9 protein-coding genes are annotated in these 12768 nt (G+C 43.3%); 4 read left to right on the forward strand and 5 right to left on the reverse strand.

Annotated features, from left to right (window positions below; translation table 11 throughout):
- The first annotated feature begins 18 nt into the window (after positions 1-18).
- The gene (locus tag Q4591_RS08270; RefSeq protein WP_303460461.1) at positions 19-813 is read left to right on the forward strand and encodes a S1/P1 nuclease; all 795 of its coding nucleotides are present in this window, start codon (positions 19-21) and stop codon (positions 811-813) included.
- A gap of 174 nt (positions 814-987) precedes the next feature.
- Here the strand turns inward: Q4591_RS08270 and Q4591_RS08275 are convergent, their stop codons facing one another.
- The 3 genes from Q4591_RS08275 to zntR all read right to left on the reverse strand — a co-directional run bounded on the left by Q4591_RS08275 (position 988) and on the right by zntR (position 5228).
- Positions 988-2943: a hypothetical protein gene (locus tag Q4591_RS08275; protein ID WP_303460464.1), complete on the reverse strand. Its 1956-nt coding sequence runs from the start codon at positions 2941-2943 to the stop codon at positions 988-990.
- Between the two features lie 323 nt (positions 2944-3266).
- Complete coding sequence (locus tag Q4591_RS08280; protein WP_303460466.1) at positions 3267-4757, reverse strand: SO_0444 family Cu/Zn efflux transporter; 1491 nt, start codon at positions 4755-4757, stop codon at positions 3267-3269.
- Between the two features lie 9 nt (positions 4758-4766).
- A complete protein-coding gene (zntR, locus tag Q4591_RS08285; RefSeq protein ID WP_102436938.1) occupies positions 4767-5228 on the reverse strand; it encodes a Zn(2+)-responsive transcriptional regulator in 462 nt (153 codons plus the stop codon).
- Between the two features lie 333 nt (positions 5229-5561).
- On the opposite strand from zntR, the gene purH reads away from it, so the two are divergent.
- Positions 5562-7151, forward strand: a complete 1590-nt coding sequence (gene purH, locus Q4591_RS08290) for a bifunctional phosphoribosylaminoimidazolecarboxamide formyltransferase/IMP cyclohydrolase (RefSeq protein WP_102477125.1) — start codon at positions 5562-5564, stop codon at positions 7149-7151.
- A gap of 174 nt (positions 7152-7325) precedes the next feature.
- Positions 7326-8627: a phosphoribosylamine--glycine ligase gene (gene purD, locus Q4591_RS08295; protein ID WP_102436942.1), complete on the forward strand. Its 1302-nt coding sequence runs from the start codon at positions 7326-7328 to the stop codon at positions 8625-8627.
- A gap of 122 nt (positions 8628-8749) precedes the next feature.
- Here the strand turns inward: purD and Q4591_RS08300 are convergent, their stop codons facing one another.
- Positions 8750-9757, reverse strand: coding sequence for a DUF2955 domain-containing protein (locus Q4591_RS08300; RefSeq protein ID WP_102476017.1), 1008 nt, complete (start codon positions 9755-9757; stop codon positions 8750-8752).
- Complete coding sequence (locus Q4591_RS08305) at positions 9747-10811, reverse strand: HlyD family secretion protein (RefSeq protein WP_303460474.1); 1065 nt, start codon at positions 10809-10811, stop codon at positions 9747-9749. The genes Q4591_RS08300 and Q4591_RS08305 overlap by 11 nt, the downstream gene beginning before the upstream one ends.
- Positions 10812-11272: 461 nt before the next feature.
- On the opposite strand from Q4591_RS08305, the gene nhaC reads away from it, so the two are divergent.
- Positions 11273-12754: a Na+/H+ antiporter NhaC gene (nhaC, locus tag Q4591_RS08310; protein ID WP_303460475.1), complete on the forward strand. Its 1482-nt coding sequence runs from the start codon at positions 11273-11275 to the stop codon at positions 12752-12754.
- Positions 12755-12768: the final 14 nt, after the last annotated feature.

Genomic DNA, 12768 nt, shown 5'->3' on the forward strand with positions numbered 1-12768 from the left:
GCCAATGGAATAATAATAATGAAACCTGCTGTATTGTTAATCAGTGCCACACTGGCTGTATCCGTTTTTACTAGTCAGCCAGCACAGGCATTTGGCCAATTAGGTCACCGTATTATTGGTGAAATTGCCCAAAATAATTTATCCAAAACCGCTCAAAAAAAGATTAATCAACTAACTCAAGGTGAATCACTGGCCCAGATGTCGACTTGGGCAGATGAGATCCGTTCAGACAAAAATTGGTATCACTCATCGCCTTGGCATTATGTGTCAATTGACGATGGCAAAACCTGGGACACAGTCACCAGAAACCCGAAAGGCGATATTATTGAGCGTCTTGAAAAATATGAACAAGTACTAAAAAGCACCACCACACCTGAACAAGAAAAATGGCAAGCATTGGCTTTTTATGTGCACTTTGTCGGCGATATTCATCAGCCATTACACGTAGGTCATAGCCATGACCGTGGCGGCAATGCTGTAAAATTGAAGTGGTTTGGTGACGACACTAACTTGCATTCAGTGTGGGATAGCAAGCTTATTGAGCATCAAAAATTAAGCTATACCGAATACACAAAATTTATTAGTCGTATTTCAGCAAAAGATATCAGCGACTGGCAAGGCCAAAGCTATTATGTGTGGGCGGATGAATCCAAAGCCTTGCGTGATGCCGCGTATGAGTTAGAAAAAAATCGTGATGATCAACCTGATTTGCGCTTCCAATATATTTTTGATCACACCCCAACTGTGGAGCTAAGAATGCAGCAAGCAGGTATTCGTTTAGCCGAAAAGTTGAATATTATTTTTAGTCAATAATATTAAAAGCGTCTTTAAAATGACTTATTTGTTGCGCTAAATTGCATTAATTTTGCAACACAAACGTAAAAAAAGAGCCACTAGTAATAGTGGCTCTTTTTGTTTCTAACATTTCAATATTAAGTCATTGTTATCAACATAACCTTGCAGGGCATTTATGTCGATAATGAATCATTAACGTTCGAAGTTATGGAACTTCTCGATACCGAATGATTTACCTTCAGCATGACACATTGCACAAGATTCTTTAGTTGGTGCTAAGAACCATTCATCACCGCCAAGCTCAGCTTCTGGCTTGTTGATTTCGCCGCCATTGCTTTGCATGTGACTACGTGCAATATCAGTTGTATGACAACCAGCACAGTTAGCTGTGATTTGACTAGTGTAAACACCTGATGTACCACCATTCATTGACTTAGAAGGCATGAACTGAGCAGGTACTTTATTCAAATCAACAACTGTTGCATGGCAAGACACACAGCTTTCAGCACTTAATTTTAAAGCTGAATTAGCAACCAAGACTTCATTACCTCTACTATCAAGTTCAGAACCTTGATATGGCTGTTGACCCCAATGTCGTGCATGGATCATAGGACCAAAGCCCGGTGCACTAATCGCTTTCCAACCTATTTGAAGTTCTTTATCATAGAAATCCATTGCAGGGATAGTGTAGCCGGCATCAATTCTGAATTTATCAGTCAGGAAAGCATCCATAGCAACAGTTCTTGCTGACGCAAAATCGTTACCAGCGGAGTGACAACGTAAACAGCTTGCGCCGCCATCGGCAAAACCACCACCCATGTGGAATTCACCCGCGACGTTGTGACAAGTTGTACAGCTTTCTTGTGTCACATTTAAACGACGACCATTTTCAGATAGTGCAGCCAGAATGACTTTATCATCTTCATTGGTTTGGAAGGTGGTTCTAGCAAGCATTGATAACGCTTCGCCTTCTGGCGCCACATATTCAATACAGTACTCACGGCTACCGTCTTCATTATCAGTAAATGTAGTTGTATCTGACACAGTATCTATCACGTTACTGATTAAGCGTTGGTAAGTAATACTAATGCTGATATCGCCAGCAGCTAACATTTCAGCAGTGTTTAACAGTGTTGCTGTCTCACCTTCAGTGTTGAAAAGTGAGTAAGTTGAACAAGAAGATAAGCCATCTTCAGCTGCAACAACTTCTGACATTACTGAGTAATGCACTTCATTGACTTCAACTTGTGTCGGGAACTTTGTGTGTAAACGACGGAAATCAGTGTCTGCAGCGAATGCATTCATGTCTACATATTCGTTCATACCAGCTGCTTGGTGACAATCAGAACACGTTGTTTCTGAGTAAGTCATTGTCACAGGTTCAGCATGACAAGTGTAACAGTTACTACCTTCGAAACCTTTTTCAAAGTTCATGTGATTGATATGACCAATCTTTTGCATGGTGTTGGTAGCATACCCGCCATCATCTTTAGTCACGTTTCCGTGGCAAGTCATACAACCGCCAAGGAAGTCAGCTTCGCCATCTGTGTTGATCGCCGTATAGTGAGGGTGCTTAGTACCAAACTCAGCGTAATCTACGTGACACTCATAACATGCAGCAGTACTAGTCGTGTGAATACCTGCAGTCTTATCAACCACAATGTAACTAGACTTAGCAATGTTTTCACCGCCACCAACAGCTAAACGAATAATACCTTCTGAAGCAGCATTGATGTTTTCGATTGGAGCCACGAACTCATAATGCCCATCAGCAACTTCAGTTAAGCTAGCGCCTTCAGTTTCATCGCTAGCACTACCACCAAGAATTGTGCCTTCAAAATCATCACGGCTGCGAGCAATACCTTTGTCGGTCAATTCAGCAAACTCAACGCTTGCCTTCTCAAGACCAGAAATTAACACACCTTCTTCATCGGTAATTTCAAAATCAAATTTAACCATACCTTCTTCTAAAGTGTGGTTAAATATTTCAACATTGGTGACTGTTGAGGTTTCTACAACAGGTGGGGTAGGTCCTGGACCTGGTTCACCTGGTGCACCGTCTTTGCCATCACTACCACAACCCGCAATCCCCATTGCTGCTGCGATAACAAATGCTAATTTGCTTTTCGTTAAATGTTTCATCATCATCACTCCGATTGTTAGTACCACTTAATGGGTACGGAGCGCATACTAAGTAGGTAGCATGCAGGAATGAGTGATTAAGTTCACGAATAAACAGTAACCTAACAATAACGATGTTATTTAAAGTTAAAGTTTGAACCCGATCTCATTAAGCATTTACTTATATTAATAATTAAAACCTAAGCGCTAACTTAACAAACAAAAAGCAACAAACTAGGTTACAGGGTGTATCAGTAATTTAGACAAGCCTACTATTGATAACTAAATGACACAGAAGCATAAAAAAGGCCCTTCAAGGGCCTTTGTGGTTTATAAGGGACAATCAAAGCTTATGAACAGCAATCTCGTTTTATGTTCATTTTAGGCAGTTTATCCCAAACGACTTTTGCCATTAGTACCGCTAACACAATGCCAGAACTTAGCACTAACCAGTGAGGGAGTAATTCATGGTGTTCACCAATTTGCGGCATCACTACAAAGCCAAACTCAGCCACAAGATAGTTAACCAATATCCCTGCAACCAAAGCCACACCTAATACGCCGCCTAAGTAGCCAAACAAGGCGCGTTTACCTAACTCTTTTGCAACCACACCTAATGTGGCGATATTAGTCGCAGGCCCTGCCATCATGAATACTAAGACCGCACCCGGTGATACCCCTGCTAATAACAAACCAGCAGCAATAGGTGTTGATGCGGTGGCGCAGATATACATAGGCACTGAAATTAACACCATGACTAGCATAGCGAGAATGCCATCACCCCATTTTGCTAAAAAGTCAGTCGGCACATAGGTTTGTACTAACGCAGCAAAGAATAATCCGACTAATAACCACAACGTCGTATCTCGCACTAAATCGGTTGCGGCATACTTAAGTCCAGTGAAGATACGAGACAGAATAGTTTCTTGTTTAAGCTCTGTCGCCATGTCTTGGGTTGATGCACAGCAGCTTTCTTCACTGGCAGCAGACGTTGTCTCACTTGAACAACAACTACTTGTCTGTTCTTTAGCGGCCTCTGACTTGCTTGAACAGCAACTTATAGCCTCAGCCTTAACGGATTCAGATTTACTCGCACAACAACTCGACGCCTCAGCCTTAACGGATTCAGACTTGCTCGCACAACAACTCGACGCCTCAGCCTTAACGGATTCAGATTTGCTCGCACAACAACTCGCTGCCTCAGCCTTAACGGATTCAGACTTGCTCGAGCAACAACTCGCTGCCTCAGCCTTAACGGATTCAGATTTACTCGCACAACAACTACTGGCTTTAGCGACTGGCACTGATTTTACAACAGCGGCACTCATTGGCTGCATCACTGATGCATTAGCAGCAGGCTTCATCGTCATCGCTGTTGTAGTTGCGGTATTAGTTGCTGTATTAGTAGCAGCATCGTCTTTAACTTCGCTGACGACCTTACCATCGTCATCATCACGACCGACTAATAAACCCGCCACAATGGCGCTGGTGATCGCCGCTATCGGACGCACAATGGCCATAAATGGCCCTAACAACACATAAGATACCGTAACCGAATCCACCCCAGTTTCAGGCGTTGATACTAAAAATGAGGTTGTAGCCGCTTTTGATGCGCCAGAGCGACGCAAACCCACTGCAGCAGGAATAACCCCGCAAGAACATAAAGGTAACGGCGCGCCAATCACAGCTGCTTTAACTACTGTTTTTAAGCCGTGACCACCAAGTTGTTTTTGCATCCATGCCATGGGCACAAAGACTTTCAACAAACCGGCCAACACTAAGCCTAATAATAGCCACGGAGCGGACTCTAAAAATAACTCTAAAAAATTGCTTAATAACATAATGCGCTCCTAACCTTGAGGCTGCTTTGCTGTATGACGTTGCTGTTCAGCTTTTGGATTTAATTCTTTATCTGTTGACTCTAATGCTTCTAAAATTGAGCAATGTTCAGCGCTTTCAGGGCCGCCGCAACAGGCCGCTGATAATTTGCCCAATGAGTTAGCAAAATTGGCGAGCTCGGCCATCTTGTCTTGTACTTGTTTAAGCTTTGAGTCCACCAGCCCTTTTACATCGGCACATGCCCAGTTGGATTTATCTAATTCAATGGATAACAACTCGGCAATGTCATTCAAACTAAAGCCCACCGCTTTGGCGCGAATAATAAAACCTAACTTGGCAGTATCATCCTCATTATAAAGTCGATAGCCCGCATCAGAGCGGCTAGAGGGCGCTAATAAACCGTGTTTTTCATAAAACCGCAGCGTGTCAGCTTTAACATTAAACAGCGCCGCGACTTCACCTATTCGATACATAAATTCACCATGAGTAAGATAAACATTCTGATGCAAAACACAGATAATCATTACGAGTATAAGTATTACTATAAACCTTAGAGTTAAATCCAAGGTCAAGGCTTTTATAGAATAAAATTTTGTGAGTAACTTTGTTCTTATTTCAATATTGTGAAATCGCGCAGAAAAAACACCCTATATGGTGCTTTTGCGATAAAATGCGCGCGCCCTGTCTATAGGCAGCAACCCCCTAACAAGTAAAAACATTAAGGGAATTTTGCAAAGCAGAGCCATGTCGATGTCTGCTCTGTTTTGCCAAACTTCCTTAAAATAAATAGTGGACACTGTACCTACATGAATACTGTCAGACCTATTCGTCGCGCACTGCTAAGTGTATCTGATAAAACTGGAATGCTTGAGTTTGCTAAAGCACTTCACGAGCAAGGCGTAGAACTACTTTCTACAGGCGGAACAGCCAAATTACTTGCTGACAATAATATTCCTGTCACTGAAGTATCTGACTATACCGGTCACCCTGAAATCATGGATGGTCGTGTTAAAACATTGCATCCAAAAGTACACGGCGGCATCTTAGCCCGTCGCGGTATTGATGAAATCGTAATGGAACAAAATGCCATTAAACCCATCGATTTAGTTGCGGTTAACCTTTACCCATTTGCTTCTACTGTGGCAAAAGAAGGTTGTACGTTAGCTGACGCCGTTGAGAACATCGATATCGGTGGCCCGACCATGGTACGTTCTACTGCGAAAAACCATAAAGACACCACTATTGTTGTTAACGCCAGTGACTACGATCGCGTGATTACAGAGATGCAAGCAAACAACGGCAGCACCACCTTAGAAACACGTTTTGATTTAGCCATTGCCGCATTCGAACACACTGCCGCTTACGACGGTATGATTGCTAACTACTTCGGCACTATGGTGCCTGCACACAGTAAAGATGAGTGCCACGAAGATTCTAGCTTCCCACGCACGTTCAATACTCAGCTGATCAAAAAACAAGATTTACGCTACGGCGAAAACAGCCATCAAAAAGCGGCTTTCTATGTTGATAGCAACATTGATGAAGCATCGGTTGCAAGTGCAACACAATTGCAAGGTAAAGCCCTGTCATACAACAACATTGCAGATACTGATGCTGCGCTAGAGTGTGTGAAAGAATTTGAAGGCCCAGCTTGTGTCATCGTAAAACATGCTAACCCTTGTGGTGTGGCCTTAGGTAACACGATCCTTGAAGCTTACGATCGCGCATTCAAAACTGACCCAACATCAGCTTTTGGTGGCATCATCGCCTTTAACCAAGAATTAGATGCTGACACCGCGAAAGCCATTGTTGATCGTCAATTTGTTGAAGTGATCATTGCCCCTAAAGTTAGTGCGGCAGCACGCGACATCGTTGCCGCTAAAGCCAACGTGCGATTACTCGAATGTGGTCAGTGGAATACTAAAACCACTACTCAAGATTTCAAACGTGTTAACGGCGGCTTATTAGTTCAAGACCGCGACCAAGGCATGGTTGATGTGGCTGACGTTAAAGTGGTATCAAAAGTGCAACCAACCGCCGAGCAGCTAACTGACTTAATGTTCTGCTGGAAAGTGGCTAAGTTCGTTAAATCTAACGCGATTGTTTACGCAAAAGATGGCATGACTATCGGCGTCGGCGCAGGCCAAATGAGCCGCGTTTACTCAGCAAAAGTTGCAGGCATTAAAGCGGCAGACGAAGGTTTAGTGGTTGAAGGGTCAGTGATGGCATCAGATGCCTTCTTCCCATTCCGTGACGGTATCGATGCAGCAGCTGCGGCTGGTATCAGCTGCATCATTCAGCCAGGCGGTTCAATCCGTGATGAAGAAATCATTGCAGCGGCAGATGAGCACGGCATTGCCATGGTATTTACTGGCATGCGTCACTTCCGTCACTAAAACGCCAACACCAATGACTTAACTTAAGTCATTGGTGTTTTATAATTTAGTTTTTATCATATTAGAGCAAGCCATTGTTTCAAGTTCAATGAAAACACGCGGAGCTTATAAGCATAAGTGAGCATGTTTGAAGCAGAAATTGAGACCATGGCGCAGCTATAAGAGGATTAAAAGATGCAAGTATTTGTTATTGGTGGCGGCGGACGCGAACATGCGTTAGCTTGGAAAGCAGCACAATCACCACAAGTTGACACAGTATTTGTTGCACCAGGTAATGCTGGTACAGCCTTAGAGCCAAAACTAGAAAACATCGACATTAAGGTTGAAGCAATTTCAGAGCTGGTTAAATTTGCTCAAGATAATAAAATTGAACTCACCATTGTTGGCCCAGAAGTACCATTAGCACTTGGCGTAGTGGATGCCTTTAACGAAGCAGGTTTGCCTATCTTTGGTCCAACTCAAGGCGCTGCACAGCTTGAGTCTTCAAAAGCCTTCACTAAAGACTTTTTAGCACGTCATAACATCCCAACAGCTGACTACTCAAACTTCACTGAAATTGAAGCAGCAAAAGCTTACTCAGTTGAGTTAACCAACAAAACAGGTTTCCCTGTGGTGATTAAAGCTGACGGCTTAGCAGCGGGTAAAGGCGTGATTATCGCGGCAGACCAAACTGAAGCTGACGCCGCAATCGAAGACATGCTAGCAGGTAACAAGTTTGGTGAAGCAGGTTCACGGGTTGTTATCGAAGAATTTTTAAAAGGTGAAGAAGCCAGCTTTATCGTAATGGTAGATGGTAAAAACATTTTAGCAATGGCCACCAGCCAAGACCATAAAGCCCGTGATAACGGCGATAACGGCCCTAACACTGGCGGCATGGGTGCATATTCACCTGCACCAGTAGTGACCCAAGTTGTTCACGACTGGACCATTGCTAATGTTATCCGCCCAACGGTCGACGGCATGGCAGCAGAAGGCAATGTTTACACCGGCTTCTTATACGCAGGCTTAATGATTTCTCCAGATGGCAGCGCAAAAGTACTTGAGTACAACTGCCGCTTTGGCGACCCAGAAACGCAGCCAATCATGATGCGTCTGCAATCAGACTTAGTTGAGCTTTGTCTAGCCGCTACCCGGGGTGAGTTAGATAAAGTGACTGCTGAATTTGATTCACGCGCAGCAGTCGGTGTTGTACTTGCAGCAGGCGGTTACCCAGATGCTTACCGTAAAGCTGACGTGATTGACGGTTTATCATTAGGTGATAACAACGCCAAAGTATTCCACGCTGGCACCGCCATGAAAGACGGCCATGTTGTCACTGCAGGCGGCCGCGTATTATGTGCCACAGCACTAGGTAACACTGTGACAGAAGCACAAGCTAGCGCATACAAGCTAGTCGATGCTATCCACTGGGATGACGTCTACTTCCGCACTGATATTGCCTACCGCGCTATCGCACGTGAGCAAGATAAAGGTTAATTTTTTTAGCCTAATGCTGAATTAAAAAAATCCCTGTGATGGCAACTAATGCCAAAAGTCACAGGGATTTTTGTTTTAGCGTTCAAAATTCAATTCCATTAAAGTATTAGGAGCTTATTAAACTATTTATCTTCCTTTACTAAAGGCACCGCCGAGTGTTTGCTTAAATTCAAAATCAACACCCCAACCAGTATGGCAATAACAATCGAGATTAAACGGGTAAATTCAGACGACAGTGAATCTGCCGCTTGGTGCTTAATGATTTGATACGTTAATACGATAAAATTAGTAAACAATAACTGGTAAATACTAAAGCGACATTGTCGACGAATGCCAAAGCAAGCTAACTGCAGCCCGCAAAATAACGTCACCCCAATTAACATCCAAGTTGAAACCCCAAAGGCAAACAGTAGCATCACAGGTAAGGTAAATAAGATCCCAGTGGCGGTGGTGACAATTTTATTCTGGCTATAAATACGATGATCATTCGCGATAGGAATTTTAATCAAACTGCCAATGGTGATGGCAATCAGCATGGTTTGCGTACTGCCAATACTGATAAGTACCACCAGCGTAATACACATGGCGGTGGCTTTAAACATGATAAGCCCAATGTTAGTTTGCGCCCCTTCTTTAACGGTTTCATCCATTAAAATATCTTGCTCATCACCTGGGAATAATAAAAAACTGATGTAGGTGATAACGATGGCAATTAAAAAGGCTTCAAACATCAACCAAGGTAACACGTCCACTGGCGCACCCATTTGGAAATTCATCACTGTCATGATAATCACCACCATTAAGGCTAAGGTGGCAAGCATATCTTTAGGATCGTGATGACTGCGGTAAAAGCACCAAAAAAATAATCCCCAGCAAAATAGCGCATAACCTGTGGGAGTGTCTTTTAACACCCCAGCAAGAAACACCAATATAAAGCTAAGAAAGAATAATATGATAAGCAGTTTAAGTAACATACTCATAGGCGGCTTTGATGGCATGATGGTTAAAAATATCACCACAAACATCGGCGCTAAAATAGGCATAGCCGCCCCAGAGTATTGCAAATAAAACAGCAAAAAGACCGGGAAAAATACCAGCCTGATGATCGGATTCACCGCATTACGAAACATAGGTCCACACGCTCACAACTCGGATCCAAATTTTAGCTAACCATTCGCCAAAGCTGCTTTGCTCTGTAAAAAAGGCAACGGTAGCTTGGGAGCCATAACGAATGTTTTGCGGTATATCATCGTTTTCAAAAACAATGTTAACCGGATAACGCTGGGCATTTAACGAAGTGGTATCTGCGGTTAAAAAGCCTGTTGCTTGGTCAATATTATTACTGCCACCAGTCCCCCAACCTATGCTATCGACTTTGCCATTCAACACCCTCCCTGGCAGTGCATCGAGCACAATTTCAACTCGTTGCCCCTCACGAATATGCTCTAGAGAGTTTTCTCTAACCAGTGCTGAAATCCAAATACCGCGGGGATCAATAAAGGTCAGCATCGGCGTGCCAACCGTGGCTCTTTGCCCTAGAGTAAGTTGTAAATTGGTCACGACACCTTGTGAAGGCGCAATCACTTCGGTGCGCTGTAAGTCTAGCTGCGCTTGCTCAAGGTTGGCCATGGCCGCCAATAACTGCGGGTTATTTTCACCCTGTGGGCCTAAATTTTGTTTGGCTTGTACTAATGAGGCTTCTGCGGCGCTATAACTGGCTTGGGTTCGATCTCGAGACTCAATGGCATTGTCTAAATCAGATTGGCTTAATACCCCCTGCGCTGCTAACTCGGTGATCCTTACCGCTTGCTCTTTGGCGTTATTGCGGGCTGCTAACGCATCAATCACATTCGCTTGAGCAACTTCAACTGCTGCAGTATTGGCGCCAATACTTTGCCCTGTGATAGCAAGGTTAGCTTGGGCTGACTGTAAGGCAATTTGATAGTTGCGTGGGTCGATTTTAAACAGCACCTCACCCGCTTCTACCACTTGGTTATTTTTGACATTAACATCAACGATATTACCAGCCACTTGGCTGGCAACTCTCACCAAATAGGAATGGACTCTCGCATCGCCTGTCATAGGGGTGACTCTATCGGCCCATAGGCTATACAACCACACAAACAGGATCACGCCGATAATATAAAAACTTAACTTACGAGATGATTTTTCCGCTGCGGACATGGCATTAACTCTCTTACTGATGATGAAATAGTGCTGAAATAGTGCTGAAACTGAACTCTAAGCTCTCAATAATACAGTCTAGGATATAAGCAAAAATACACATACAAGTATTTGTAAGAATGATAAAAATTTATTCATACAAAGACTATTTATTCAAACAAAGGCTAAGGTTTCGATAATAACTACATTATAAATTTTACATAGTTATTCACTTTTATTAGCCTAAGCGAATAGCTATTTTACTGAGTTAACTTAATAGTCACAATCGCCTCATCAGCTCCAAAGAGCCACATTTTTTATCACTGCTGGTCATTGCCATAAAACATCGACTTACCCCTTAGACCTATGGCAGGATGTCACCCTGTCACAAGTTAATAACAAATAATACTGACAGCGCAACAGCCAGCATAAATATAAAAAATCTCATCACACCCCAAAAAAATAATAATAGAGATCACTCAATGTCTGATAAGCAAAAGCTAAACAAACACAAACAGCCCAGTTTGCTCGATGCCCTTGCACCCGTCTTTGCCCTCATCGCAATGCTAGGCACTGCGGTGTATCTTTTCTCTTCAGATAGTTCTTCTGGTGCAAATCAAATTGCCCTCATCCTAGCGGCCTGTATTGCCATTCTTATCGGTTATAAAAATGGTTATAGCTGGAATGAAATGGAGCGCGGCATCATTAAAAGTATTGGTGTTGCCACTGGCGCCTTGTTAATTCTATTTACCGTGGGCTCGCTTATCGGTACTTGGATACTTGCGGGTACTGTGCCGACAATGATTTATTACGGTATGCAGATCCTGCATCCACAATACTTTTATGCCGCTAGTTGTATTTTATGTGCTGTGGTGGCTATCAGTATTGGTAGCTCTTGGACTGTAGCGGGCACGCTCGGTATTGCCTTAATTGGTATTGCATCCGCTATGGGATTAGATATTAATATCACCGCAGGTGCGATTATTAGTGGCGCCTATTTTGGCGATAAAATGTCACCGCTTTCAGATACTACTAATCTCGCCCCCGCTGTTGCTGGCGCTGATATTTTTAGCCACATCAAATATATGACTTGGACTACCGTCCCCAGCATTATCATTGCGCTAATAGTCTTCACCGTTTTAGGGCTATCAGCCGATGTTGCTAGCTTCAATTCAGATCTTGATAGCACCCTGTTGCTCCTCGAAGCAACTTATCAACCTGGCCTGCATCTGCTTATTCCTTTATTAGTGGTGTTATTTTTTGCTAACAAAAAAATGCCAGCCTTTCCTACCGTAATTCTAGGGACGATTGCTGGGGCTATTTGTGCGGCGATTTTCCAATTTGATAATGTGGTCAGCTACGTTAATGAGGACAACTTATTACCGATAGTAGCACTCATTAAAGGTATTTGGATTGCGATGTTTGATGGTTATGTGGCCACCACAGGTGACACGGTTTTAGATAACTTATTAAGCCGCGGCGGCATGAGCAGCATGGTCACCACGGTTTGGTTAATCCTCTGCGCCATGACATTTGGCGGCGTGATGGAAGTGACAGGATCATTATCGCGCTTACTGGAAAGTATCTTAAGTTTAGTGACGGGGACTAGCAGCTTAATTATCACCACTTTGGGAGTTTGTATCGGCGCAAATATTATTACTGCCGATCAATATATTGCCATTGTACTGCCCGGTAGAATGCTAAAAATTGAATATCAAAAACGCAAGTTGGCGCCAGTTAATCTAAGCCGTACTCTAGAAGATTCAGCTACAGTAACTAGCCCACTTATCCCGTGGAATACCTGCGGCGCTTTCATGGCCAGTACCTTAGGCGTAGCAACCATTGCTTATTTGCCTTATGCAATCTTTAACCTAGTTTGCCCATTCATCAGTGCATCCTATGCGTATTTCAATATCAAAATACAACCGCTAGATGAATCACTGCAACTCACAGAAGGTTTATAAATTTCAAAAATACG

Source organism: Shewanella sp. 3_MG-2023, from assembly GCF_030548765.1.
Classification (GTDB): domain Bacteria; phylum Pseudomonadota; class Gammaproteobacteria; order Enterobacterales; family Shewanellaceae; genus Shewanella.

What these genes read in the sequence shown, in the direction of transcription:
- Q4591_RS08270 (WP_303460461.1), top strand. Translation starts at nt 19, where the DNA reads ATGAAACCTGCTGTATTGTTAATCAGTGCCACACTGGCTGTATCCGTT.
- Q4591_RS08275 (WP_303460464.1), bottom strand. Translation starts at nt 2,943, where the DNA reads ATGATGATGAAACATTTAACGAAAAGCAAATTAGCATTTGTTATCGCA.
- Q4591_RS08280 (WP_303460466.1), bottom strand. Translation starts at nt 4,757, where the DNA reads ATGTTATTAAGCAATTTTTTAGAGTTATTTTTAGAGTCCGCTCCGTGG.
- zntR (WP_102436938.1), bottom strand. Translation starts at nt 5,228, where the DNA reads ATGTATCGAATAGGTGAAGTCGCGGCGCTGTTTAATGTTAAAGCTGAC.
- purH (WP_102477125.1), top strand. Translation starts at nt 5,562, where the DNA reads ATGAATACTGTCAGACCTATTCGTCGCGCACTGCTAAGTGTATCTGAT.
- purD (WP_102436942.1), top strand. Translation starts at nt 7,326, where the DNA reads ATGCAAGTATTTGTTATTGGTGGCGGCGGACGCGAACATGCGTTAGCT.
- Q4591_RS08300 (WP_102476017.1), bottom strand. Translation starts at nt 9,757, where the DNA reads ATGTTTCGTAATGCGGTGAATCCGATCATCAGGCTGGTATTTTTCCCG.
- Q4591_RS08305 (WP_303460474.1), bottom strand. Translation starts at nt 10,811, where the DNA reads ATGTCCGCAGCGGAAAAATCATCTCGTAAGTTAAGTTTTTATATTATC.
- nhaC (WP_303460475.1), top strand. Translation starts at nt 11,273, where the DNA reads ATGTCTGATAAGCAAAAGCTAAACAAACACAAACAGCCCAGTTTGCTC.